A 24,907-nucleotide genomic window follows, 5' to 3' on the forward strand; every position below is an offset into this window, starting at 1 on the left:
GGTGGCAGCTCTTGCCGAAGGGCCGGCAAGAGCCCGCATCCTGGCGGTGGACGACGATGAGCGCAATCTGCTGGCGATCAGCGAAGTGCTCGCGACTATCGGAGAGGTCATCTGCGCCCAATCGGGCGAAGAGGCTCTGCGCTTTCTGCTGAAAGAGGAGTTCGCCGTCATTCTCCTGGATGTCCTCATGCCAGGGTTGGACGGGTATGAAACGGCCGCACTTATCCGCCAGCGCGAGCAATCCAAGCGCACCCCAATCATCTTCTTGACCGCCATCAACAAGGAGGATGCGCATATGCTGCGCGGCTATGATGCCGGCGCGGTCGACTATGTGTTCAAGCCATTCGATCCGATCATGCTGCGTTCGAAAGTCGCGGTTTTCGTCGAACTCCACGAGAAGACGCTCGAGATCCAGCGCAAGGCGGAGGTCGAGCAGGGACTATTGGCGCAGGCGTTGCAGGCGCACAAGGACAAGCTTCAGGCCGAACGCGCGCTGCGCAGCGCCGAGCAACGGCAGGATGCCATCCTGAATTCGTTGCCGGTCTGCTTTCATGCTCGGGCAGCCGAGCCGCCCTTCGCGGCGCGCTTTGTTACCGAGGGCGTCGAGCGCTTGACCGGCTTTGCGCCTGAATACCTGACATCGGATCCGGAGTTCGGTCTCAGCCGCGTTCATCCCGACGACCTGCCGCGATTGAAGCAAGCGCTGCTGGCGGCCAAAACCACCGGCTCCTATACGTGCGAGTTCCGCTGGCATTGCGCCAATGGCGAGTATCGCATCTTTCTCGACCAGGGCGTGATGTCGGACGGCTCAGATGGCCGTGAACCGGTAATCATCGGCACATTGCTTGACATCACCGAGCGGCGCGGTCTTGAGGATCAGCTGCTTCAATCCCAGCGCATCGACGCTATCGGCAAGCTAACCGGCGGCCTGGCGCATGATTTCAACAACCTGCTCGCCGCAATTCTCAGTGGGTTAGGGCTGCTTGAACGCCGGGCTACGTTGGATGATCAGGCGCAACAGGTACTCGACCTGACGCGGCGTTCTGCAAGACAAGGCGCTGACCTTGTCGCGCGAATGCTGGCATTCTCGCGGCGCCAGACCCTGAAGCCGGAAGCGGTGCGCCTTGCTGCGCTGGGCGACACGATGAACGGATTGGTGGCGCCCGTGCTGGGGGGGTTGATCCGTTTCGACTGGCAGATCGATGACACGATCTGGCCGGTGCATGTCGATGCAGGCCAACTTGAATTGGCCTTGATGAATCTGGTTTTCAACGCGCGTGACGCCATGCCCTCTGGCGGGACAATAACCGTGCATGCGCAGAATCGATCGATCGGGACGCCAACAGAGGATATTCCGCCGGGCGACTATGTCATGATCGCCGTCAAGGACACCGGATCCGGCATACCACCCGATCTTGTCGCCAAGGTCGTCGAACCGTTCTTCACCACCAAGCCGGTCGGTAAGGGAACGGGCCTCGGTCTCAGCACGGTCTACGGCTTCATGAAGCAGTCAGGTGGGACACTTCGCATAGAAAGCGTCGTCAACCGCGGAACTACCATGCAACTCTGGCTGCCACGTTCGACCGAACAGCCGGTGGATCCTGCGGTGGAACCCGACATTGAACGAGCGTTCGCCGATGCCGGAATGGAGCACCCATCAATCCTCCTGATCGACGACAGCCATGTTTTGCGGCAATTGACCGCCGAGTCCCTTCGCCAGCGCGGTTTCGAGGTGACCTGCGCGGGAGGAGGGGCGGAGGCGCTGGCCATGATGGAGCGCACTCCCGACAAGTTCGACGTCATTATCACCGACTTCGCCATGCCACTCGTATCCGGCGTCGACGTAATCCGCTTCGCGCGCAATTTGCGCTCGGACTGGCCAGCGGTCATGATCACGGGCTATGCCGATGCCCGGGAGATTGCCGATCGGCCAGCCGACGTGCCCTTGCTCGGCAAGCCCTTCCGCGACGAGGATCTGTTCGAAGCGATTTTCTTCGCGATAGAGAATGCGGCCCCCCAAAGGATCAAAACCGGCTAGCGCTTAGGGATTGTCGACGGTCTGGCGACGTCGGCAGGCCGGGCAGATCGAGACCGCACTTTCGGGGCACGGCGACAAGGGCCGCATTCCTGATCGGCAATCTGGGTCGTTCGCGGCGCTACCAGCGCTCCTCGGTGTCGCGGTCCGATAGGTCTATTCCGCAGCACACCCAACCAAGGCGCTGCGCTGAACCGTAGTTGTACCGAGGCACCAGGTGAGCCGGATCATCGAAGGTACCGACGTGCAGCGCGATCTCGGTTGGCGACGCGTCGTAGCAAAGGCTGAGCGGCGACCCGCATTCTGGGCAGAAGCCTCTTTGCGCGATCGGCGAAGACCTTCGATATGTTGGCGTTCCGGAATTCCAGCTCAGGCTTTGGCAGGGCATCCAGGCAAGAACTGCAAACGCGCTGCCGGTCGCTCGTCTGCACATATCGCAGTGGCAGTAGTGAACCCTCGGTTCGATCCCGGCGCTGAATCGGATCCTGCCACAGAGACATCCGCCCTTGATGGCCAAGGAGCCGGGTAGGCGCTTGCCAACCTCACGCATCAAGATCGATCAAGGCGGCGCCGAACGCTCCGATCGCAGTCAAAGAGGCACTGCCGATGTTCTTGTCGGCGATGCTCTTGTCGGTTGCGAAGGCGGTCAGCGAGCTTGGGTTTCATGGCGTTCCGAACCTGTTGCGGGGCAGTTAATGGGCATGGTGCTCGGCATTCCGCTTGCGTGTTGCCGCTGCCTTCTTTGGGTAGTGTGTTGAGAGTTCTGCAAATTCGCTGAGAGAGGGCGGTCATGGCAGGCTGGTGATGTTCAACGTCACCGATTCCCTGGAAGGAACGCCACCATGACCAAGACAGAAGGTAAATCGACCAGCGCTGCCGTCAAAGACATTCTGCTTTCGAACCCGGAGGGGCTGCACGAAGTGATCCGTGCGGTAATGCAGGAGGTTCTCGAGGCCGAGATGGAGGAGGCGCTGGGTGCTTCGAAGGGCGAACGCACGCCTGAGCGCCTTGGGTATCGCTCGGGTTACTACGGCCGCACCCTGGTCACCCGGGTGGGCAAGCTTGAGCTGCGGGTTCCACAGGACCGGGCGGGTCACTTCTCCACCGAGCTGTTCGAGCGCTACCAGCGTTCCGAGCGGGCCTTGGTTGCGACGCTTGCGGAGATGTATGTGCAGGGCGTGTCGACCCGCAAGGTCAAGGCGATCACGGAAGAGCTGTGCGGTCATGCGTTCTCGGCTTCGTCGATCTCGGCCATCAACAAGCGCTTGGACGAGAGCCTGAAGGCGTTTGCCGAACGACCGCTTCAGGAGCCATTCCCCTACCTCATTCTCGATGCCCGCTACGAGAAAGTGCGCGAAGCCGGCATCGTGATGAGCCAGGCGGTGCTGATCGCGGTCGGCATCGACTGGGACGGGCGCCGGCAGATCCTGGCCGTGGAGATGGCCAATCGCGAGAGCCGCTCGGCCTGGAAGGACTTCCTCGTCGGCTTGAAACGACGCGGTCTCAAGGGCGTCGAACTGGCCGTGTCCGACGACCATGCCGGCCTGGTCGCGGCGATCGGCGAGGTGATCCCAGAAGCAGCATGGCAGCGCTGCTACGTCCACTTCCTCAGGAACGCGCTCGATCACCTGCCCAGGAAGCACGGCGACGACTGCCTGCAGGAACTGCGCTGGCTCTACGACCGGCGCGATCTCGCCGAGGCCAAGGCCGATCTCGCCGCGTGGCTGTCCAAATGGTCCGCCCGCTACCCGCGGCTGACCACCTGGGCGGAAGAAGCCATAGAACAGACGCTGACTTTCTTCCGGCTGCCGCGTCAGCATCACAAGCACCTCAAGTCCACCAACATGCTTGAACGGCTCAACGAGGAAATCCGCCGGCGCACCTATGTCGTGCGCATCTTCCCGAACGCCGAAAGCTGCCTGCGCCTGGTCAGGGCGCTGGCCGTCGAAACCAACGAAAACTGGATGGAGGCCAACCGCTATATCAACATGGATGATCTGCGCGAGCACAAGAAGCTCGCTCTACGCCAAGCCGCATGACCAGTTTCATGATCGCCCCATTTTGCAGAACTTGACGCACACAACCCTTCTTTGCCGATTCCGATCGGCTTGCGGCTGACCGTGAAGCCGATGCCTTGCCGCCGCTTTTCCCACCCTTGTGGGCCGCGGGGTGTCCGGTGTGTTTACCACGACCCGAGCCGCCTTCTTTCTTGCCGCCGCCATCGTCCTTGTTGACGGTCGCCCATGCCCGGCGCTCGGATTCCTTCTCGGAAACACCGCGCTTCTCATAGCCTGCGGCAATGTGGTCGGCTTTGCGTTCCTGTTTGTCACTGTATTTCGATTTGTCGCCTCGTGGCATGGTCGTTCTCCTGGCTCAATGATGTTTGAACGGGATGCCGGCGGGAGAGTTCCAAGCGGAAATTCAGAAAACTGAAAACGCGGGCGAGGATTTCGACCAACGCGGAGCGCTATTGCTCCGGAGCCGTGGCGGGTGCCGTGCAGCGGCGGCCCACGGCACCGATCACGCGTTTCTTGAAGCGACCGAGCACGGCAAGCGTCTCCCTGGAGACGACGTCGTCGCGTGCCGTCTACTCGGTAGCCCAATGCAATGAAATACGTTCCGCGACCTCAGTAGCCACCGACCACCGGCAGGATCTCTCCCGTGATGTAACTCGAGCAATGCGACGAGGCGAGGAACACGTAAGCCGGGGCAAGTTCTTCCGGTTGCGCTGGCCGTTTCATCGGCGTATCCGCGCCGAATTTCGAGACGTCGTCGGCTTCCTTGTCCGAAGGGTTGAGCGGCGTCCACACCGGACCTGGCGCGACCGCGTTTACCCGGATGCCCTTGCCGATCAGATTGCCCGAAAGCGCTCGCGTGAAGGCATGAATGCCGCCCTTGGTCATCGAATAGTCAACCAGTTGCTTGGAACCGTCGATGCCGGTCACCGAACCGGTATTGATGATCGCGGAGCCCGGCTCCATGTGCGGCACGCTCTCCTGCGCCATATGAAAATAGCCGTAAAGATTGGTCTTCAGCGTCGTGTCGAAATGTTCCTCGGTCAGGTCGTTGAAGTCACTGGAATGGATTTGGAAAGCGGCGTTGTTGACCAGCACGTCGATCCTGCCGAATTTTTCGACCGTCAGCGCCACGGCGTTGCGGCAATGCTCGCGTTCACTGACATCGGCTTTTATCAGTATGCAACGCCGGCCTTCCTTTTCGACGGCGTTTTTGGTCGCTTCGGCGTCCCTGTCTTCACTCAAGTATACGATCGCAATGTCGGCGCCCTCGCGGGCGAACAAGACTGCCACCGAACGGCCGATGCCGGAATCACCACCCGTGATAAGCGCTACCTTGTCATCGAGTTTTTTCGATCCGAGGTAGTAAGGCGCATCGTAGAGCGGAGCGGGCTCGATCGCCCATTCATGCCCCGGTTTGGGTTGATGCTGCTCGGGAAAAGGTGGCTCGGGATATTTGCGAGCGCCGGCTTGCATCGCTTGTTGCATTTTGCCATTGCTCTTCGTCTCGTCTTTGGCGTCGATACCACGCTGGATATGGCGTTGCTTGGCGGCTTCGGCTGAAGTCTGCGACTTAGTCTGCATGGCTTTCTCCTGTGCTCGGAGAACGAACAACGCATGCCGGGCAAAAAAGTTTGCGCAAATATCTCGATCCCGAAAGGGCTCGCCATTGCGAACAGCCTGCGAGGGGCGTGGAGCATTGGTCGTCAATGAGATCGGAATTGCCATGCCGGCGGCGTTCAGACAAACACCACATTCATTACCCGCTCAAAGCACGCTTTTTTCAGAACCATAGGGTTTGGCAATGCGGACCATGCCTTTCGTCCGAAGGCGCTGGTATAAATAGAAAATCGTCATCAAGCCGATTGCTGTTCCAGCACCAAGACACAGCGCGAGCAATAGTTCTGCACCGACACGAAACGCAAGCAGAGTAACGCCCGCCGCAGCGACGATGGCATTTATGAATGCGATCATAGTCGCTGCGGTGGTCAGGTACGCCAGGAGAGGCCCAGTACGAAGAGAAGGTTCGGCGTCATTTTCGGGCCAGCGACCGAATTCCTTGGAAAACTGGAAGGCAGCCTCGTCGCCCAAAGTTCGATAGTAGGCTCTGATCCGGGCAATGCCGATATGGGCCTGCATGTTCTCAGCGGCGATGTCGACCAACCTCAAGACGGTAAAGGCACCCAGTAAAAAGACCGATGGCAGCACAACCGCGACAAACGGCAGGAAGAACTCGGAGGACTGCGTAACAAAGCCCGTTGCCACCAGAGCGCTCGACAGAGACATAATGTAGATGGTCGTTCGCGACGCCATTTCACTTATGGACGTGCTGATCGCTGTCTGCTGCACGAAATGCTCTGTCGTCAGGGCCGCGAGAAACGAAGCATCGGGTGTCGGCGTGTCAGCCATGGAGTATGCTCCTGTCGGGTCGACCTGAGTTTTTCTTCGATATAGTGCTTGCGAGGCTGGCCGCCACTGGATGCTCCCGACGCCTGACCCATGCCGGTTTTATTGTGCCATATCCAGCGAGCCCGCATCAGCGATCAGAAAGGGCCGATCATGTGGTCAGCAGATACTGGCCATATCGCAGGCGAAATGTCTGCCGTGGTCAATCCGTATGGCCTCCTGTTGGGGATCCGGGTCGAAGCGCATTCGCGGCGGTTGCAGTTGGGGGCGGTTCCGCGGCGGCGCTGATGCGAGTTCGCGCATTCGTGGCAGCGGCCTCGAAACGAATTCGGTCCCTAGGCCGGCAACGCAAATTCACCGGCAAGTTCAATGGTGCGGGCTTGCGGGCCGACTTTTCGGTGGCGAAGCCCATGACCACGGTCCACCAGACTCATAAATCAGCAGCCCGGATCCTGCCTACTGCGGTATCTCCAGGCCCTGCCGCAATCCTGTCGCGACGACTGAGACCCTGAATTTTCCGGCGAGTGCCCGGTCGAATATGGCGCCGACGATGATGTCGGCGTCGGCGTCGACCTCCTCGCGGATGCGGGTGGCGGCCTCATCGACTTCGAACAGCGTCATGTCCATGCCGCCCGAGATCGAGACCAGGACGCCCTTGGCGCCGATCATCGAGGCTTCGTCGAGAAGTGGGTTTGCTATCGCCGCTTCGGCGGCCTTCCTGGCGCGGTCCTCGCCCGTGGCTTCCCCGGTACCCATCATTGCGCGGCCCATGTCGCGCATCACCGACTTCACGTCGGCGAAGTCGAGATTGATCAGCCCCTCCTTGACGATGAGATCGGTTATGCAGCCGACGCCGGAATAAAGGACGCGATCAGCCATGGCGAAGGCGTCCGCGAAAGTCGTCTTTGCGTCGGCGATCCTGAAGAGGTTCTGGTTCGGAATAACGATCACGGTATCGGCGCATTCGCGAAGCTGCTCGATGCCCTCTTCGGCGGCTTGCATGCGGCGCTTCCCTTCGAAGGTGAACGGCTTGGTGACGACCGCCACCGTCAGGATGCCGGCTGCCCGTGCAGCGTTCGCTATGACGGGCGCGGCACCGGTTCCAGTTCCGCCTCCCATGCCGGCGGTCACGAAGCACATATGGGTTCCCGCTAGGTGGTCCCTGATCTCGTCGATCGATTCCTCGGCTGCCGCGCGGCCGACCGCCGGCAGCGACCCGGCGCCCAGGCCTTCCGTGACATGGGCACCCAGCTGGATCAGCCGCGATGCTTTCGACATGGTCAGTGCCTGGGCATCGGTGTTGGCGACGATGAACTCCGCACCCTGCAGATTTTCGGCAATCATGTTGTTGACCGCGTTGCCGCCGCCACCGCCGACACCAATAACGGTTATCTTCGGCCGCATTTCCGAGATGACGGGCCTTGCCGCGGTGCTCATCGTCTTGTCTCCTTGGAATTGATCGACAAAAAAGTTCCCGGAACGCGCCGCTTGAACACGCCAGGTGCAAGAATCACGTTCTATCGCCTTGGCACAGGGAATCAGAGGGTGAACTTTGCGGCAAGACAAGATGTGGGACTTGTACCATATGCGCCTGAACGAGCCGACCTTTTGAACGGGTCTCCAGTTCAATCTTCCGGAATCGGCTCGGATTCTGGCCAGCGAAAATCCACAATCTCCGGGATCCAACCCCTCCAAGCTTCACGCGCCCGCCTCACGCGCCAGAACCTTGAGAATCTGGCGGCCGATCGACGCCTGACGCTTAGCGGATCGGCATCTTGCCGCGAAACAGCGGCTGATGGGCCCGCATCAGAGCGGCAATCCGGTCGGCAATCTTTCGTACCGGCGGGGAGTGGCGTTCCTCATGGTGGGTGACGATCCACTGGTCGGTTTCGAGTTCTGGGATAGGATGAGCGACGCGAACCAGCCGCGGATCGCTGTCACCGACGAAGCACGGAAAGATCGAAAGGCCGGCGCCTGCGGCCACCAATTCGCGCACTGAATGGGTGTTGTTGCCGCGCACGGCGATGCGATCGCCGTGATGGGCTTGCAGCCTGCGCGCCGAGGCAATGTTTGCCCCTTCGCCGGTGACGCCGACGAACAACCCGGCGGCGATGCCGTTGATCAGGTGGCGTCCGGAATAGATGGCATACGCGACCTTGCCGCTCTGACGGCCGGCCAGCCACTGTTCGGTCGGGCGCTCGCTGCGGATGCCGATATCGGCGGCGCGGCGACCGATGTCGACCCGGTCGGTGGTGGTGACGAGTTCCACCCTGATGCCGTCATCGACGGTCCAGATTTCGCCGATATGGGTGGAAACGAAGGCCGAGGTCCATGGCCCGGCCGAGACGCGGACAATGCGGTCGGGCAGGTTTCCCTCGCGCCAGCGGGTTAGCGACTGCATTGCTGCTTCGACGTCTTCGGCGCGCCGCAGCAGTTCTTCACCGACCGGGGTTAGCCGGTAGCCGGTCTGCTGACGTACGAACAGCGCTTCGCCGATCTGCTTTTCGAGCGCGGTGACGCGTCGTCCGAGTGTGGCTGCGCTGAGGCGCGTGGTTGCCGTCGCCGCGCTCAGGCCACCCAGCCGCGCAACGTCGAGAAACAACCTCAGATCGTCCCAGCCAATATCCATTTTGCAGAAATGAAAAACTCCTTGCGACCGTGGCTGTAGCGCGAAGCGGCCATCACGCGCAAGTATGCAGCCGTTGGAGGCGCTGGAAATTCCTGCCCTGGTGGGACAATGACAGGCACCTCGGTTGGCCAGGCAGTCAGCGCAATCCGTTCGATCGTGCATACGCTTTGCGCGATTGCTTTGCGTTTTCGACCAATCCAAGAACGTGGGTATCCCGCTCGCCAAGGAGACGATCATGTTGCATGAACTTCGACACCGTTTCGCCCGCTGGCTTGCCTATCGCCAGACGCTTGCGAGCTTGAGGCGGCTTCCAGACAGCATATTGGCGGATGCGGGCCTTTCTCGCGAAGAGCTCCGCGAGCGTGCCCGCGACGCCAGCCTGCGACGCTGAGATTGGAGGCGGGCATGCAGAGAATGGAGCCGGCGGCGAGAAGCAATCAGGCGTCGTCTCCTCACTGTTGAGCTGCGGCTGAATGCGCCAATACGGTTGCCACGCTTGATGCCGCCGCAGTTTCGCTCCACATCGTGAGGGATGAAGACCGAGAAATCCGAGCGGCGTCGGACTTTGCTGTGGGCCTTGCCCGCATCGCTGGTCCTGCATGCGCTCATCACCGCATTCCTGGTCTATGGCCTGCCCGTTCCTGCCCAGCAGCCGCAGGAGGAGCAAGCGGTGAACGTCGCGCTCGTGCCGCCGCCCGAACAGCCAAAACCGAAACCCGCTCCCGCGCCGCCGCCACCGCCACCCGGAAATCCTTCGGAGCAGAAGGTTGAAAAGCAGGCACCGGAAAAGCTGCCGCCAATCGAGGTCCTGAGGCCTGTTTTTCAGTTCGGCGACAAAGACACTGGCCCCAAAAAGTCCTTGGATGGAGGCAGCGCTCAAGACAATGCGCCATCGCCGCCCAAGGATAACGAGCCACAGTCGGCTGTCGCGCCAAAGAATGCGGAGAGTAAACCCGCCTCAGCGCCAGACGCCGGAGAGCCGACAGAGTCAGCCAAGACTAATGAGAAGCCGGAAGCGGACAAACAGGAGGCTGCGACCCCACCCTCTGACAAACAGGCATCCGCGGCCGCAATGCCTTTGGCTGCCCCTGGGGACGACGGTGAGATCGAGCTTCCCGCGTCGGCTCAGGCGCCTCGGACCAAACCCGAAAACGTGCCGAAACCCCGCCCCGCAAAGGCTACGAAGTCAGGACGCGGAATCACCGAAGAGCCAAACTCCACGGACGTGGCCGCGGCTACACCGCGGCCATATTCGGGCCTTCCGGGCGTTCGCAAACTCTTTTCGCAAGGCGCCACCGGTGATGTGTTCGCAACGAACTCGATGGCCGACGTGCCTCGCGATCAACGGGCCGCCAGACTCTGCGCCAGCGTTCTGGAGCAAGAGTTGAACGACGCCTCTTATTCTCCCCAATTGATCCCAAGCATTCCGCTTAAGGCCGGCAATGTTCTTGACGCCCCCGACACCGCTTTCCGGACGGCAACGACATGGTACCATCTGAGCTTCCGATGCGGTATCGACATCAATGCGACGCGGGTCACGTCGTTCGCCTTCCGTGTCGGAGCCGCCGCCTCGCCCGACGAAAGCGCCTTTCTTGATCGGGACGTTCGTCGGCGGCGCGGTCCCGGCTGAGGCGGCTTCCCAGTAGTCTGTCGGGGCGCACATCAAGTTTCACCGCACATATGGATCGTCTTGAATGCCTGCTTCAATCCGCCGGGCGATTGGCTTTGCGCCACTCCTCATATTCGCCGCGGGCATCGTCATGCAGCGGATAGTAGCGCTGCAGCGGTGCGCCCTGCATCAGCTTCTCTCGCGAGAACTCTTCCCAATCGTGATGCTTCCGGGATTCCTCGATCACCTTTGCGGCCATTGCGACGGGAAGCACTACCACCCCGTCGTCGTCCGCCACTATGATGTCGCCGGGGATCACCGTGACACCGCCGCAGGCGATCGGAACGTTGACGGCGTTCGGATAGATGCTGGTTTGCACATGGTAGTTGGGCGTCCAGCCGCGCAGCCATAGCGGCAGATCGAGCTTTTCGACATTCGGCCGGTCGCGCATGCATCCATCGATGACGATGCCCGCGCCGCCTCTGCCTTTGAAGTAGGTCGACATCATATCGCCGAAGACGCCCGAGCTCATGTCACCGCGCGCGTCGACGACGACCACATCGCCTTCCTGCGCGTGGTAGAGCACGTGCCGGTGCAGTTGCGTTTCCGGGTCGGCGTATTCTCCCTCGCTGAAGAGGTCCGGCCGCTGCGGCAGGAACTGCAGCGTCAGCGCCGGCCCGACGATCGACTTCCCATGGTTCTGCGCCACCGGACCGACCATGTGCGGATTGCGGAAACCCATGTGGCCTAGCGTGCCGGCAACCGTCGCGGCGCCGATTTCCCTCAGGGCGTCAATGAGGTCTTTGGGCGGTCGCGTGATGTCAGGGGTATGCGTCATTGTGGACTCCGGATAAAAGGGGACTACCAGTTCGTAACAGACCCGTCGCGGCGCCTGAGGTGAGGCGCTTCCCAGAAACGAAAAGCCTCCGCCTGGACCGCCGCTTCGTTGACCTCGACGCCGAGGCCCGGCAGGTCGCTGACCGGATAGTCGGCACCGTCGAGCCGTGGCTGCACGGGGAAGAAGTCGGAATTGTCGAAGCCCAGCTTCGTCTCGGGTTCCCTGGTCTCGAGCCACGCGAAGTTGGGTACGGCGGCGGCGAGATGCAGGGTCGCGGCAGTGCACACCGGACCAAGCGGATTGTGCGGCATCAGGTCGACATAGTGCGCCTCGCTCCAGCCAGCGACCTTCATCGCCTCGGTAAGCCCGCCGACATTGCAGACATCGAGCCGGTTGAACTGATGGATGCCGCGCTCGATGTAGGGCAGGAACTGCCACTTGCTGGCAAATTCCTCGCCGATGGCAAAGGGAATGTCGGTCATCCTGCGCAGGGATTCGTAGGCTTCAGGTGTCTCGTCGCGGATCGGCTCCTCGAGAAAATCAAGCACGCCGCGGCCGAGCTTGTTGCAGAAGCTCGCCGCCTCTGCCACCGACAGCCGATGATGATAGTCGATGCCGAGGACGACGTCGTCGCCCAGCGCCTCGCGCGCCTTGTTCAGCATGCTCGCGGTAGCGCCGATCGACTCGCGGGGTTCGAAGATGTCCCTGCTGCTTTGCCCTGCGGGGAAGAAGCGGATCGCCTGCCACCCCCGTGCCCGCAGCTCCCGGGCTCGTTCGATGGCGACGTCGCCCTCGGCCTCGTCTCCGGTCGAGGCGAAGGTGGGGATGCAGTCGCGCTGCTTGCCGCCCAGCAGTTCGTAGACAGGCACCCCCAGCGCCTTGCCCTTGATGTCGTGCAGGGCGATGTCGATGGCGGAAATCGCCGCCTGCAGAACGCGCCCGCCCTCGAAGTACTGGCTGCGATATGCCTCCTGCCAGATCCGCCCGATCTGCATCGGGTCACGGCCGATGAGAAACTCGCGAAAATGCTCGACCGCGCCGGCAACGGCCTTTTCGCGCCCGCTCAAGCCGCTCTCGCCCCAGCCGAAGACGCCTAGGTCGGTCTCGATCTTGACGAGCATCTGATTGCGCGTTCCAACCCACACAGGATAGGGCTTGATCGCGGTGATCTTAAGCTTTTCAGTCATCCCCAACGTTCCCAATGAACCCCGTCTTGTCTCAGCCGGCCTTGAGGGCCAGTTCAGTTTCGCCATCGAACAGATGCAGCCGCTCCTGGTCGAACTCGAGCCAGATCTGCTCGTCAGGTGCGACGGAGATGTTGGGGGACACGCTGATGTTGACGATGGCGCCTGACAGCAACGCCTGCACGAAGGTGACGTCTCCGGTCGGCTCCACTGTATAGGCCTTGGCCGGGACGCTGCCTGGCGCCGCGCTCTTGTGGAGCCTGATGGTCGAGTGACGTGCGCCGAGCACGACTTTCCTCGACGTTGCTCCCGCAACCTTCCGGGCGTTGAGGGGCGAGAGCTCAAGGCTCCAGCCCTCCGCGCCGGTCAACGCAGTGTTGCCGTTTGCTGTCGATGCCTCCAGTGGAACAAGGCTCATCGCCGGGCTGCCGATGAAGCTGGCGACGAACATGTTCACCGGATGGGCAAAGACCTGCGCCGGAGAATCGTATTGCAACAGGTAGCCGCCGTTCATCACCGCCATCTTGTCGGCCATGGTCACGGCTTCGAGCTGGTCGTGCGTGACATAGATGATGGTCGCCTTGAGGTCCTGGTGGAAGCGCTTGATCTCCGAGCGCATCTGGACGCGCAGTTTGGCGTCGAGGTTGGAGAGCGGCTCGTCCATGAGGAAAACGGCAGGGTCGCGGACGAGGGCGCGCCCCAAGGCGACACGTTGCTGCTGCCCGCCTGAAAGTTCGCGCGGCTTGCGCTCGAGCAGGTGCGTCATGTCGAGCACGCGCGCCGCTTCCTTGACCTTCCTGTCGATCTCGTCCCTGGGCAGCTTGCGCATCTGCAGCGGGAACGCCAGGTTCTTGTAGACCGATTTCTGCGGGTAGAGCGCGTAGTTCTGGAACACCATCGCGATGTCCCGGTCCTTGGGGTCGAGGTCGTTGACCACGCGGTCGCCGATGACGATGTCGCCCGATGTGACCGGGATCAATCCCGCGACAAGATTGAGCGTGGTTGTCTTGCCGCAGCCCGAAGGGCCGACGAGCGCAACGAACTCGCCGTCATTGACCGTCAGCGAAACGTCGTTGACAGCTTTGAAGCCGCCATAGGTCTTGACGAGATCTCTCAGGACCACGTGGGCCATCGGCAACTCCCTACGGCATGATGCCGAAAAGTGTGAAGCGGTTTTCGGACGACATCATGCTCTATCTCTTTGATTTAGAGGCGGATTCAGATTTCAGGTCGAACAGACCTGACATCATCCGGCTCTAGTGTTTGACCGCGCCTTCGGTAAGGGCGCGTACGAAGTATCGTTGCAGGAGGAGGAACAGCACCACGACGGGCACGCTCATCATGAAGCTGGCCGCCATCAGGCCCGGAAAGTCCGTCGTATTCTCCGAGAAGAAACGCTGTATGCCGACCGGCAGGGTCAACTGCTCGTTCTTGGAAAGGAAGGTGTAGGCATAGATGTACTCGTTCCAGGCGCCAATGAAGGAATAGATCGCGGTGGCGATGATTCCGGGCGTCGAGAGAGGCATCACGATCAGGATGAAGGCCTGGAACCGGGTCGCCCCATCGATCCGCGCCGCCTGCTCGAGCTGCACCGGAATGTTGTCGTAAAAGCCCTTGAGCAGCCAGATCGCCAGCGGCAGGCCGAAGGTGAGATAGGTGAGAATGAGCGAGCCATGCGTGTTCACCAGCCCGATCGCGCGCATCAGGATGAAGAGCGGCACGAGAAAGATCACCGCCGGGAACATGTTGCGCAAAAGCACGGTGAAGAACAGGAAGTTTCGACCGGGGAAACGAAAGCGCGAAAACGCGTAGGCCGCAGGAACGGCCACGATCACCGAAAGGATTGTGGTGACCGTGGACACGTAGAGGCTGTTCCAGAAAAAACGCAGGAAGTCCTGGCCGACGCTGTTTTGCGGATCGAGCAGCTTTTGGTAGCTGGCCAGGGTAGGCTCTTCCGGCCACCATTGCGGCGGGAACTGCATCGCCGCGAAGCCGGACTTGATCGAGGTGATCAGCATCCAGATCATCGGCAACGCGGTGTAAAGCAGCATGAACACGAGGAAGATGCGCCCGGCCCAACGCCATCCGTCGATGCGCATGCGGCGCCGGGCCGGACGTCGAGGGACTGTCTCGACGATCGTGCTCATGCGCTCCCCTCTTTGCGCTCGTTGCCGGCCAGCGCACGAACGTAGAAGTAGCCCAGCACCATTAGCATGAGGAACAGGAGTACCGAATAGGCCGATGCGACGCCCCATCGCTGCCGGCCGAAGGCGAGCTCATAAATGTGGGTGATCCAGATGTGCGAAGCGTTCGACGGCCCGCCACCGGTCATGATCCACGGGATGATGAAGGAATTGAAATTGGCCACTGCGAGCAGCAGGATCGTCACCGTCGAGACGTTGCGCAGATGCGGGAAGGTGACGTGCCAGAAACGCTGCCATGCATTGGCCCCGTCGACTTCCGCGGCGCGCAACAACTGGTCGGGGACCGTCTGCAAACCGGCCATCATCATGATCATGGCAAACGGAAACTCGCGCCAGATATTGACGACGATCAAGGAGGGCAGCACCGTGCTGACGTTGTCGATGAAGTTCGGCGGCCGGTCAGCCAATCCGAGGCCGACCAGCACCGCGCCGATGATGCCGAAGTCCGAATGGTAGATCCACTTCCAGATATAGGAGGCGGCAACCGCGCTGATGACCCAAGGAATGATCAGGATAGCGCGCAGGACACCCCGGCCGATAAACTCGCGGTGGAGGGCCAGCGCGGCGGCAAATCCCAAGGCAAAGGCAACGAAGGTAGATGCGATCGTCCAGATCAGGGTGTTCAAGGTGACTTTCCAGAACACCTGACTGGTGAGGATGGCCGTGTAGTTGTCCAATCCGATGAAGGTCTTGTCGCGGAGCTGCAGGCCAGGCGGCGTCTTAAAGAACGACAGCTCGACCGTGTAGTAGATCGGATAGGCGATGACGATGAGCATCACGGCGATCGCTGGAAGCACGTATGCGTAGTCGGCGCGGTGCTCCCAGATATTCCGCAGCACCCCGGAGCTACCGGGTTGCAATCTTTGGCGAGCCTCGGCCTTGCCGGTCACGATCGTCACGATGGCGTGCCCTTGTTCTTCGGAGCAAACCGGCTGCACGCACTATCGGCACAGCCGGTCGGATCGCAGGTCAGGCCCGGACTAGAGTCCGTCCATCAGGTTCTTCACCTTCTCGGCCGCGTCATCCGCTGCCTGGTCGACGGTCATCGCTCCGGTCAGGGCGTTCTGCAGCATGTCCGGGACGATGATATTCATGATCTCGGGCGATTGCGGCAGCGCCGGGAACGGAATGCCGTATGGCAACATCGAGGTGGTGACATCGAGGAACTTGATGTTGTCCAGACGTTCCTTCATCCATTTGGTCTTGAAGCCGTTGAGGTTGCCCGGGTTCGAGCCGGCATACGCCATCTTCAACGACCATTCAGGGCTCGTCCACATGCAGATGATGGCCTTTGCAGCCGGCTCGTCCACCTTGCCGCCCTCGACATATTCGGGCTTCAGGATGTGAATGTTCGAGCCACCAAACACGACGGCCCGCTTGCCGTCGGGGCCGGTCGGAATCAGGCCATAGCGCATGTTGTCGATGACGGTCTGCGCCTTATCCTTGTCGGCGCCCGTTGCCTTCTTCTGCAGGTCGAGCATGACGTTATAGTCGGACGGGTGCGAGACCATCATGCCGAGTTGGCCGGCGACGAACAGGGGCTGGTTATCGGCCTGCTGGTTGGTGAGCGCCGAGACCGGAACCGACTTGTCGCGAACATACATGTCGTAGGAGGCTTGCAACGCCGCCTTGCTCTGCGGGCTATTGAGCTCGACCTCCTTATAGGTCGGGTTCGCGGAGGCTTCGTCGAAGACACCGCCGCCATAGGCCCATAGTTGCGGCATGAAGCGGTACGGCGTGTTGCCGGCGTTCTTGCGCGCCACGAGGCCGTAGCCGGCTATGCCGAGCTTGTCATGGATCTGCTTGGAATATTTGACGACGTCGTCCCAGGTAGCCGGAGCCTTGTCCGGATCGAGGCCCGCGCGTTTGAAGATGTCGGCGTTCCAGATGAACGCCATCGTCTCATTGTTGGTGGGAATGCCGTAGGTCACGCCATCCCAGGTTACCGCCTTCATGGCGCCGGGCCAGAAATCCTCCGTGGGATAGCCCACATCTTCCGGCTTGAGCGGCTGCAGATAACCCTTCGAGGCGAACTCGGTTCCGCCCAGGATTTGCAGGCGGACCGCCATCGGCGCGGCGTTGCCCAGCAGCGCCGTGCGGAATTTGTCGAGAAGGTCGTTGTAGGTGAGGGCCTGATCCTCGAGCTGGATGTTCGGATAGGTCTTGCGGAACGTCTCGAAGAAATCCTTGTAGTACTGACGCAGCAGGTCGGGGTCGCCCTCGAACACGCCCTGATACCAGAACGTCAGTCGCCCTTTGTAGTCGAGCGGGGTGACCTTGCCGCAATCGGCGGCCGTGTCGAAATCCTGTGTGCCGGCGATGGAGCGCACATACTCCGGCGACCACTTGCTCAAGTCGACCGGCGGCGCACCCAGCGCCGATCCCGACATGAGCGACGCCATCAAAGCAGTGGCGACTGTGCCGCGCAGGACGGCACCGCCGAGTGTAATCCTCGTCATAGTATCCTCCCAGATTCTCCCATGCCGCCGTGCGCCAAGGGCTCGTTCGACCGTGCGGGATGCGTCCTTCTGCTCAATGTATCCCTTCGATCATCTGGTACGTTTTCAGATCGTGGATTGCCTGTCAACGCACCCGATCGTACATTGTTTGCAAAACGCGTGTATGATATCGAGCATGTGATGTACTAATCGGGGGAGCCGGCTTTGGCCGAAACAAGCGATTTCAAAGCAGAGCCACCCGTGGGGATTGATCCCATCGGGGCGTCCAGCGAGGGCGCCTCGCTTTATGAGCTGATCCGGGAAGACATCATCGAGGGACGGCTCGCCGCCAACGAACGGCTTGTGGTCACCGATCTCGCCCGGCGTCACGGCACCTCGACCAACCCCGTACGCGAGGCGCTGCAGCTGTTGCGAGGGGAGGGCTTCGTCACCTTTGTCGCCAACCGTGGCGCGCGCGTCCGGCCCATCGACCAGGATTTCGTCCGGGATATCTACGAGATCGGCGTCCTGATCGAGCCGGCCCTGACGCGATGGTTCGTGAATATGGCGACCGGCGAGGACATCGCCGAACTCGAACGCATCCAGGCTCTGATCGAAGAGAACAACTTCACCGACACATTGCGGCACAGTGAACTTGATACCGCCTTCCACACCGTAATGTACCAGCGCCACTACAACCGCCATGCCGCCGAGCTTTGGTGGAAGCATCGCGAAGTGCTGCGGGCGGTGAGCCGGCGTTTCAATTTCACGCTCGCGCGGCGGGCCGCCATCATGCGTGAACACCGCGAGCTCATCGCGCATATCAAAGCGGGAAATGCCGACGAGGCGGCCGAGCTCATTGCCCGCCATGTCGAGGGTTCCGGCCGGCACGTTCTCGAACAGATGCGTGCGCGCAACGCCGCTCGGGCCGGATAGAATTTCCAGCCCAGAAAATCATTGGTCCGGCCATCAGACAGAGGTAGTTGAGAGATGAAAATCACGAGCGTTCGGCCGTGGCTGATCAAGTCCGATGCTTCCTATTGGGGAGAGTTCCTGTTCGTCGAGGTGACGACCGACGAAGGGGTGAGTGGCTGGGGGGAAATCACCACCACCACAAGGCTCGCCAACCGTGCCCTGTGCACGATCTTGCGGCAGATCGGTGTCGCCGTGACAGGCGAGGATCCGGCGCGTATCGAGCATCTCTGGCACAAGATTTTCCGCAGCTTCACCTATATGGGCAGCCGCGGCGCCGCGGTCGAATGCGTGAGCGCTATCGACATAGCGCTCTGGGACATTCGCGGCAAAGTTCTCGGCAAGCCGATCTACGAGCTGCTGGGCGGACCGGTGCGCGACGAAATCGCGCTCTATACCCACCCCAACCAGGCCAAGTTTACCAGCAAGGAGGCTGTGGTTCGCGAAATTCGAGACATCGTCGAATCCGGACACACCGGGCTGAAGTTCGATCCTTTCCCCCATCAGGGTCGCACAGCCGATGGCTTGGCGCGCGAACAGCGGGACGGCTACCTCGATGGCAGCATGACCCGCAAGGACGAGCGCGAGGCCGCCGAACTCACGGCCCTGATCCGCGAAACGGCGGGGCCCGATGTCGACATTCTGATCGATGCGCATGGCCGCTTCGATGTGCCCACCGCCATTCGACTCTGCCGGAGCCTCGAGGAAGCCGGCCAGATCGACTGGTTCGAGGAGCCTTGCCCGCCCGAGAGCCTCAATGCCCTCAAGCAGGTGCGTGAGAAGGTCAGCGCCGCCATCTCGTGGGGCGAGCGCGGCCACACCAAGTGGGATTTCGTGCCGGTGCTCAAGAACAGGCTTGCGGACTACATCATGCCGGACGTTACCTGGACCGGCGGCATTACCGAATTGAAGAAGATTTCCGCGCTGTGCGAAGCCTATTACATCCCGGTCTCGCCCCATGACGCCGCGGGACCGATCAACGTGGTTGCGGGAGCGCAGGTGATGATGACGGTTCCCAACTTCTACAAGCTCGAAACGTCGGAGTGGAACCTGGACAAATATAATCACCTCATCGACGAGCCACTCGATGTCTCGAACGGCAGCCTCAAGCTGGCGTCGAAGCCGGGTCTCGGTGTCGAGATGAACCGAGACTACCTGCAGGCCCACGAGATAGAGCTTGGCTAGCAACGCTTATGCAGGCCGGGGGTGCGGGGCGCCACCAATCAGAACGAGGATAAGCCATGGCAAAGACGGGTAGCGCCGGCGAGGCGCTCAATCGGGTAAATACGAACTCCAGGCCGAGCGACCTTCGCATCACCGATCTGCGCGTCGCCGAGATCGTCGGCGCGCCGTTCACCTCGGCGCTGATCAAGATCTATACCAATCAAGGCATTATCGGCCTGGGCGAAGTGCGCGATGGCGCCAGCGCGACCTATGCGCTGATGCTGAAGAGCCGGTTGCTGGGCGAAAATCCCTGTGACGTCGACCGGCTGTTCCGCCGCATCAAGCAATTTGGCGGCCACGGGCGGCAAGGTGGCGGTGTCTCGGCAATCGAGATCGCGCTTTGGGACCTCGCCGGCAAGGCGTATGGCGTGCCGATCTACCAGATGCTGGGAGGACGGTTTCGCGACAAGGTGCGTGTCTATTGCGACACCGACGCGGACAAGCCCAGCGGCACCGAGACCGGAAAGCGGCTCAAGGCGCGGATGGATCTCGGCTTCACCTTCCTCAAGATGGACCTCGGCCTGGCGCAGATCTCCCATATCCCGGGCGCGGTGGTGGCGCCGGCCGGCGTGCTCGATGCTTTCCGCAGCCATGCCGCTCGCGGCCCGGCACGCACGCTGGACGAGCGCCGGGCGCGCAACGCCGCCTATGATGCGCAGAACGTGCCGCACCCCTTCACCAGCCTCCATTTCACCGAAAAGGGCCTCGACCTGCTCGATCAATATATTCACGAGGTCCGCGAGGTGATCGGCTACGAGGTCCCGCTCGCCATCGACCATGTCGGCCACATCTCGCTGCAGGACGGCATCCGTCTGGCCCGGCGGATCGAGAAGTATGCACCGGCCTGGCTCGAGGACGTGATCCCCTGGCAGTACACCGAGCAGTATCGGCAGTTGCAGCAGGCGACCTCCGTGCCGATCTGCACCGGTGAGGACATCTACCTCAAGGAAGCATTCCAACCACTGCTCAACGCCGGCATCTCGGTCATCCATCCGGATCTGCTGACCACCGGCGGCATTCTCGAGACCAAGAAGATCGGCGACGCAGCGCAGGAGCATGGCGTCGCCATGGCCATTCACATGGCGGAAAGCCCGATCGCGGCAATGGCCGCCGCGCATGTCGCTGTAGCCACGGAAAACTTCATGGCGCTCGAATATCACAGCGTCGAAGTCGACTGGTGGGACGATATCGTCACCGGCCTGCCCAAGCCGCTGGTCAAGGACGGCTTCATCACCGTGCCCGACAAGCCTGGTCTGGGCATCGACGACATCGTCGACGAAGTGATCAGCCAGCACCTGCAGCCCGGCGTCACCGGCATCTGGCAACCGACCGATCACTGGGACGACGAATACTCCTGGGACCGCACCTGGAGCTGACTCTACACTTCTCTCCTCGGAGGGAGAGGTGAACAGAAGGATGGACCATGATCTACGAACTTCGCATTTACGACTGCGTGCCGGGCCAGCTGCCGGCGCTGCTCAAGCGTTTCAACGACCATACCTTGGCGCTGTGGGACAAGCACGGCATCCGCCAAGCCGGGTTCTTCACCACGGTGGTCGGCGAAAGCAGCAATCGACTGACCTATTTCATCGCCTGGGAATCCCTTGCCGAGCGCGAAGTGAAATGGAAGGCCTTCACCACCGATCGGGCATGGCTCGAGGCCCGCGACGAGTCTGAGCGCGATGGCCCGATCCTGGCCAATATTTCCAGCCAGTTTCTCGCGCCAACCGCCTTCTCGTCGGTGAAATAGAGGACATCATGAAGATCACCGATCTCAGGTGCGCCGTCATCGGCAGGCACCCCATCGTGCGCATCGTCACCGACGAAGGCCTCCATGGCCTCGGGGAGGTCGAGTACACCAAGCCTTATCTGAAACCCTGGGTGCTGCATTTCCGCGACGCGCTGATCGGCGAGGATCCGACGGATGTGGAACGTTGCATGCTGAAGATCCGTCAGCGCGGTTCGTTCAAGCCCTATGGCGCCGCCGTCAGCGCCATCGAGCACGCTCTGTGGGACATCGCCGGCAAGGCCGCCGGCGTCCCGGTCTACAAGCTGCTTGGCGGCAAGGTGCGCGACAAGGTTCGGGTCTATAACGGTTCCATCCGCAAGAAGCGCACCGGCGACAGGCCGGAGGATTACGCGGCCGACGTCAAATGGATGATGGAACGGCCGGAAGGTTTCTTCATGGTCAAGCAAGGCATCTCCTTCCATTCCAACATGAAGACCAGCGTTCCCGACTTCCACTATGGCGTGCGCCAGCCGCCGACCTATCACGGCGCGATGGACCAGGGGCAGATCAGCGAGCGCGGCATGGCGCACATGATCGACTGCGTCATCGCCATGAAGGAGGTGCTCGGCGACAAGGTCTCGCTGGCGTTGGATTGCGGCCCCGGCTGGTTCCTGCCGGACGCCATCCGCTTCGCTCAGGCGGTGGAAAAACACAATCTGATGTGGCTGGAGGACATGCTGACCGGCGACTACGTGCCATGGGTCAACCCGCAAGCCTACCGCGAACTCACCACATCGACGTCCACCCCCATCCACACCGGCGAGCAGATCTACCTGCGCCATAACTTCAAGGAACTGATCGAGACCCAGGCGGTCCGTGTCATCGGTCCGGACCCCGCCGATATCGGCGGCATCGCCGAGCTCAAATGGGTGGCCGAGCATGCCTATATGCACTCGATCATGATGGCGCCGCACGGCACGGCGAACGGTCTGCTGGGCCTCGGCGCGCTGATCAATGTCTGCGCCACGCTGCCGGCCAACTACATCGCCTTCGAATATCCCAGCGCCTCCGACCCCTGGTGGGAGGACATCGTCATCGGCCTGCCCAAGGGGCAGATCGTGAAGGACTCCATGATCGACCTGCTCGAAGCGCCGGGACTGGGTGTCGACATCGATGCCGAAGCAGCGAAGAAGTACCTTGCGGAAGAGGACGCCGGTTTCTTCGACCGATAACGATCCGACGCGACCTGAGCGTCAAGGGCTATCGAACGGCTCGCACACATGGGTGAGCGTCCACGCCGTGCCGCCTATTTCGTTTCGGGCAGCATCTCGTCCATCAACAGCTTGACGGCCTCGGCGGATCTTTTCATCCCGGCTTCGTCCATGGCCCAACCGGCGAAGCGTTCCAGCAAGGTGGCGAACCTTACTAGGTCCTGCTCATCCCACTGTGCCAGCGATCCGGCGAAAATCCGCCATTTGGTCTGGCGCACCGCCGCCACGAGGCGCTCACCCTTGGCGGTGAGTTTGAGGCAGATGCGGCGGGCATCGCGTTGCGATGCGACACGGCAGGCATAGCCGCGTTCGACGAGGTCGGCCGCGATGCGGCTGGCGCGCGACGGATCGATCTCGAGGCGCTCGGCGATGACGCCAACCGTCACCTCATCCTGCTGGGTAGCGCTGAAAACCGGATTGTTCGCGATGGCGCTGATCGCATCGAGATGGCTCACTTCCAGCGAAGGGTCTACGCGCGCCAGGATCATGCGGCCGAAGTCGCGGCGCTGGATCGAGCGGCGCACCTTGCTCATTACCGCATCGATGGCGGCCACGGCCTCGGCCGCCGGTTCGGACAGGCCGCTGCCGCGCGCCAGACCGGCGAGGTCCCGATCGCCGCGCGTCTGGAACAGGGATGGAAATCGGTCCGGACTGCTGGATGCGTTGCTGCTCATCCATAGCGCGTTAGCAAGAATATATGCTGATGTCAATTATATGCTGAGCGCACATATCTGGTTGACACCTCTCGGCTGTGGGCACATAAATCGCGCCCCAAGCTACGGAGACACCGATGACTGTCGAGCAGACGCTGCCGGACACAGCGCCCGTGGAGGCCCAAGTCAGGCCCGACCTTACGACCTTGATCGTCTATTTCGGCGCGCTGATCGCCATGTTCATGGCAACCATCGACATGCAGATCGTCGTCACCGCCTTGCCCACCATTGCCGGCGAACTCGGCAATCTGCATTTGTTCGGCTGGGTCGGTGCCGCCTACCTGCTCTCGACCGCCGCGGTCTCGCCATTCTACGGCAAGCTCGGCGACATGTATGGCCGCAAGAATGTCGTGCTGACGGCGATCGGCCTGTTCCTGCTGGGCTCGCTGGTCTGCGGCATGGCATGGTCGATGGAGAGCTTGATCGCCGCGCGCGTGCTGCAGGGTATCGGCGGGGGTGGGTTGATGGTTTCGGCCTTCGCCATGATCGGCGAACTGTTTTCGCCGCGCGACCGCGCCAAATATCAGGGCTACAGTTCGGCGGTGTTCGCGCTGTCGTCGGTGCTCGGCCCGCTGGCCGGCGGCTACATCACCAGCCTGTTCGGCTGGCGTTGGGTGTTCCTGGTCAATCTGCCGATAGGGATCATCGTGCTGGCGGTGCTGGCCTTCGCCATGCGCAGCCGGTTCAACGAAAAGCGGCACCGCATCGACTATCTCGGCGGCGCGCTGCTCGCCACCGGCACGACGGCGATCGTCTATTGGGGCTATCACGTGCTCGACCCCAGCGGGCCGGACCTGCTCACCTTCGTATTACCACTCCTCGCGCTGGTCGCCATCACCTTGTTCATCATGGTGGAGCGCCGGGCCGAAGAGCCGATCGTGCCGTTGCGGCTGTTCGGCAATTCGACGGTCAGCATCGTCTCGGGCGTGTCGCTGGTCGCCGGAACGGTGACGCTGGGCATGTTCTTCTATTTCGCCCTCTACATGCAGACGCTGACGGGTCTCAGCCCGGCCGAAGTCGGCTTCCTGTTCCTGCCGGCGTCGCTGACATCGATGGTCATCTCGATCGTCGCCGGGCGGGTAATTGCCGCAACCGGACGCTACAAATGGATGCCGGTGGTCGCCATGGGTATTGGCGGGTTTCTGATGCTGGGCTTTGTCCTCACCAACCAGCACACGCCGATCTGGGTGCTGGCAACGATGATGGCTGTGTTCGGCATCAGCATGGGCCTGCAGTTCCAGGTGCTGATCGTGGCGATCCAGGCGGCAGCACCGCTGCAGGATATCGGCGCGGTGACGTCGCTGATCACCCAGGCGCGGACGCTCGGAGCATCGCTGGGTCTGGCGCTGAACGGCGCGGTGATGATCTGGGCGCTGAACCGGCAGACAGCCGAGCTTCCTGCAGACGCCGCCGCGCTGCTGCCGGGTGGCCTGAACGGGTTGACGCCGCACCTCGCATCGAGCCTGCCGGGCGCGATCCGCGAAGTGGTGCTCGACCATTACTCCAGTGGCTTCAACGTGATGTTCATCTGGGTGGCGGCGCTCTATTTCGTCGCCATGGGGCTGACGCTGCTGCTCGAGGACAAAGAGATCCCGAAGCGGGCCTGAGCCAAAGCTTGTGTCATGCGCTGGGTTTAGGCA

23 protein-coding genes are annotated in these 24,907 nt (G+C 61.6%); 10 read left to right on the forward strand and 13 right to left on the reverse strand.

All coding sequences use genetic code 11. From position 1 onward, the window contains the following. The first annotated feature begins 1 nt into the window (after position 1). Complete coding sequence (locus NKL04_RS02795) at positions 2–2,038, forward strand: PAS domain-containing hybrid sensor histidine kinase/response regulator (protein WP_245271358.1); 2,037 nt, start codon at positions 2–4, stop codon at positions 2,036–2,038. A gap of 118 nt (positions 2,039–2,156) precedes the next feature. Here the strand turns inward: NKL04_RS02795 and NKL04_RS02800 are convergent, their stop codons facing one another. After that, complete coding sequence (locus NKL04_RS02800) at positions 2,157–2,585, reverse strand: GFA family protein (protein ID WP_084568491.1); 429 nt, start codon at positions 2,583–2,585, stop codon at positions 2,157–2,159. Positions 2,586–2,877: 292 nt separating this feature from the next. Between NKL04_RS02800 and NKL04_RS02805 the strand changes: the two genes are divergently transcribed. Beyond that, positions 2,878–4,074, forward strand: a complete 1,197-nt coding sequence (locus NKL04_RS02805; RefSeq protein ID WP_023700062.1) for an IS256 family transposase — start codon at positions 2,878–2,880, stop codon at positions 4,072–4,074. Here the strand turns inward: NKL04_RS02805 and NKL04_RS02810 are convergent. The 5 genes from NKL04_RS02810 to NKL04_RS02830 all read right to left on the reverse strand — a co-directional run bounded on the left by NKL04_RS02810 (position 4,019) and on the right by NKL04_RS02830 (position 9,085). Then, a complete protein-coding gene (locus tag NKL04_RS02810) occupies positions 4,019–4,393 on the reverse strand; it encodes a plasmid stabilization protein (RefSeq protein WP_352723243.1) in 375 nt (124 codons plus the stop codon). The genes NKL04_RS02805 and NKL04_RS02810 overlap by 56 nt on opposite strands. A 269-nt stretch (positions 4,394–4,662) precedes the next feature. Next, positions 4,663–5,634 (reverse strand): SDR family oxidoreductase, encoded by a 972-nt coding sequence (locus NKL04_RS02815; protein WP_023687856.1) that lies wholly within the window; start codon positions 5,632–5,634, stop codon positions 4,663–4,665. Between the two features lie 183 nt (positions 5,635–5,817). Beyond that, a complete protein-coding gene (locus NKL04_RS02820; protein ID WP_023702102.1) occupies positions 5,818–6,459 on the reverse strand; it encodes a hypothetical protein in 642 nt (213 codons plus the stop codon). Between the two features lie 453 nt (positions 6,460–6,912). Continuing rightward, positions 6,913–7,893 carry a cell division protein FtsZ gene (ftsZ, locus tag NKL04_RS02825; protein ID WP_023702103.1) on the reverse strand — a complete coding sequence of 327 codons (981 nt, stop codon included), beginning with the start codon at positions 7,891–7,893 and terminating at the stop codon, positions 6,913–6,915. Between the two features lie 322 nt (positions 7,894–8,215). After that, the gene (locus NKL04_RS02830; protein WP_023702104.1) at positions 8,216–9,085 is read right to left on the reverse strand and encodes a LysR family transcriptional regulator; all 870 of its coding nucleotides are present in this window, start codon (positions 9,083–9,085) and stop codon (positions 8,216–8,218) included. Between the two features lie 235 nt (positions 9,086–9,320). On the opposite strand from NKL04_RS02830, the gene NKL04_RS02835 reads away from it, so the two are divergent. Beyond that, complete coding sequence (locus NKL04_RS02835) at positions 9,321–9,476, forward strand: YjiS-like domain-containing protein (protein WP_023681184.1); 156 nt, start codon at positions 9,321–9,323, stop codon at positions 9,474–9,476. Between the two features lie 141 nt (positions 9,477–9,617). Then, the gene (locus tag NKL04_RS02840) at positions 9,618–10,715 is read left to right on the forward strand and encodes a DUF930 domain-containing protein (RefSeq protein WP_023702106.1); all 1,098 of its coding nucleotides are present in this window, start codon (positions 9,618–9,620) and stop codon (positions 10,713–10,715) included. Positions 10,716–10,788: 73 nt separating this feature from the next. Here the strand turns inward: NKL04_RS02840 and NKL04_RS02845 are convergent, their stop codons facing one another. From NKL04_RS02845 to NKL04_RS02870, 6 genes are all read right to left on the reverse strand, one after another. Further along, entirely contained in the window at positions 10,789–11,532 is a 744-nt protein-coding gene (locus NKL04_RS02845; protein WP_023702107.1) for a ribonuclease activity regulator RraA, read from the reverse strand. A gap of 23 nt (positions 11,533–11,555) precedes the next feature. Beyond that, complete coding sequence (locus tag NKL04_RS02850; RefSeq protein WP_023702108.1) at positions 11,556–12,719, reverse strand: mandelate racemase/muconate lactonizing enzyme family protein; 1,164 nt, start codon at positions 12,717–12,719, stop codon at positions 11,556–11,558. Between the two features lie 31 nt (positions 12,720–12,750). Next, entirely contained in the window at positions 12,751–13,848 is a 1,098-nt protein-coding gene (locus tag NKL04_RS02855) for an ABC transporter ATP-binding protein (protein ID WP_023702109.1), read from the reverse strand. A gap of 124 nt (positions 13,849–13,972) precedes the next feature. Then, complete coding sequence (locus NKL04_RS02860) at positions 13,973–14,863, reverse strand: carbohydrate ABC transporter permease (RefSeq protein ID WP_023714612.1); 891 nt, start codon at positions 14,861–14,863, stop codon at positions 13,973–13,975. Beyond that, on the reverse strand, positions 14,860–15,819 hold the full coding sequence (locus tag NKL04_RS02865; RefSeq protein ID WP_023702110.1) for a carbohydrate ABC transporter permease: 960 nt from the start codon (positions 15,817–15,819) through the stop codon (positions 14,860–14,862). Before NKL04_RS02865 ends, NKL04_RS02860 begins: the two co-directional genes overlap by 4 nt. An 81-nt stretch (positions 15,820–15,900) precedes the next feature. Beyond that, entirely contained in the window at positions 15,901–17,379 is a 1,479-nt protein-coding gene (locus NKL04_RS02870; protein WP_023696294.1) for an ABC transporter substrate-binding protein, read from the reverse strand. Positions 17,380–17,583: 204 nt separating this feature from the next. On the opposite strand from NKL04_RS02870, the gene NKL04_RS02875 reads away from it, so the two are divergent. Genes NKL04_RS02875 through NKL04_RS02895 form a run of 5 tightly spaced genes read left to right on the forward strand, consistent with a single transcriptional unit; the run spans position 17,584 to position 22,515 of the window. Next, the gene (locus NKL04_RS02875) at positions 17,584–18,294 is read left to right on the forward strand and encodes a GntR family transcriptional regulator (protein ID WP_023681193.1); all 711 of its coding nucleotides are present in this window, start codon (positions 17,584–17,586) and stop codon (positions 18,292–18,294) included. Positions 18,295–18,348: 54 nt separating this feature from the next. Beyond that, the gene (locus NKL04_RS02880; RefSeq protein ID WP_023702111.1) at positions 18,349–19,515 is read left to right on the forward strand and encodes a mandelate racemase/muconate lactonizing enzyme family protein; all 1,167 of its coding nucleotides are present in this window, start codon (positions 18,349–18,351) and stop codon (positions 19,513–19,515) included. Positions 19,516–19,571: 56 nt separating this feature from the next. Then, positions 19,572–20,930 (forward strand): mandelate racemase/muconate lactonizing enzyme family protein, encoded by a 1,359-nt coding sequence (locus NKL04_RS02885; RefSeq protein WP_352723250.1) that lies wholly within the window; start codon positions 19,572–19,574, stop codon positions 20,928–20,930. 47 nt (positions 20,931–20,977) lie between these two features. Further along, a complete protein-coding gene (locus NKL04_RS02890; RefSeq protein ID WP_023702115.1) occupies positions 20,978–21,304 on the forward strand; it encodes an NIPSNAP family protein in 327 nt (108 codons plus the stop codon). An 8-nt stretch (positions 21,305–21,312) separates the two neighbouring features. Further along, entirely contained in the window at positions 21,313–22,515 is a 1,203-nt protein-coding gene (locus NKL04_RS02895; protein ID WP_023702116.1) for a mandelate racemase/muconate lactonizing enzyme family protein, read from the forward strand. Between the two features lie 74 nt (positions 22,516–22,589). On the opposite strand, the gene NKL04_RS02900 is transcribed toward NKL04_RS02895, so the two are convergent. Beyond that, positions 22,590–23,228, reverse strand: coding sequence for a MarR family winged helix-turn-helix transcriptional regulator (locus NKL04_RS02900; protein ID WP_023702117.1), 639 nt, complete (start codon positions 23,226–23,228; stop codon positions 22,590–22,592). A 116-nt stretch (positions 23,229–23,344) separates the two neighbouring features. On the opposite strand from NKL04_RS02900, the gene NKL04_RS02905 reads away from it, so the two are divergent. Then, positions 23,345–24,874 carry an MDR family MFS transporter gene (locus tag NKL04_RS02905; protein ID WP_023702118.1) on the forward strand — a complete coding sequence of 510 codons (1,530 nt, stop codon included), beginning with the start codon at positions 23,345–23,347 and terminating at the stop codon, positions 24,872–24,874. Positions 24,875–24,907 lie beyond the last annotated feature (33 nt).

The sequence above is a fragment of the Mesorhizobium sp. C264A genome (assembly GCF_040324515.1).
Taxonomy (GTDB): domain Bacteria; phylum Pseudomonadota; class Alphaproteobacteria; order Rhizobiales; family Rhizobiaceae; genus Mesorhizobium.